A 530-nucleotide genomic window follows, 5' to 3' on the forward strand; every position below is an offset into this window, starting at 1 on the left:
GGTAGCCCAGGTGCGGCCGCTCATGGTTGTCGTGGTGCAGCCAGGCATCCAGGTCGCGCTGCAGTTCGACGACCTGCGTGCAGGCCTTCTGGCGCAGCGCGACACGGAAGAACTCATCGAGCACGCTGCGGTGGAAGCGCTCCACGAACCCGTTGGTTTGTGGCCGGCGCACCTGGGGGATGCGGCGATGCTCGATGTCGTTGAGCTGCAGGTACAGCTCGTAGGGGTGGTGCGGCGTGCCGCAGAACTCGCGGCCGTTGTCGGTCAGGATGGCGCCCACCTGCAGCCCGTGCTGGCGGTAAAAGGGCAGCACGTCGTTGTGCAGCACGGCCACCGCCGCCTCGGGCTGCTTGGAGATGTGCAACAGGCCAAAGCCGTAGCTGCCGTAGGTGTCCACCACCGAGTGCATGTAGAGCTTGCCCACGCCCTTGAAGCTGCCCACGAAGAAGGTGTCCTGGCTGAGCAGCTCGCCCGGGCGGGTCGACTCCACGTGCCGCTCGCGAAAGCAGGGGTTGTGCCGCTCGATGAAG

1 protein-coding gene is annotated in these 530 nt (G+C 66.4%); it reads right to left on the reverse strand.

Translation table 11 applies throughout. The features are described 5' to 3' along the window. Positions 1-530, reverse strand: a 530-nt coding sequence (locus tag ML342_RS11765; RefSeq protein ID WP_240127200.1) for an integrase core domain-containing protein, incomplete at both ends; no start/stop codon positions are given.

Origin of the sequence: Thermomonas alba, assembly GCF_022419205.1 — a bacterium.
Classification (GTDB): Bacteria; Pseudomonadota; Gammaproteobacteria; order Xanthomonadales; family Xanthomonadaceae; genus Thermomonas; species Thermomonas alba.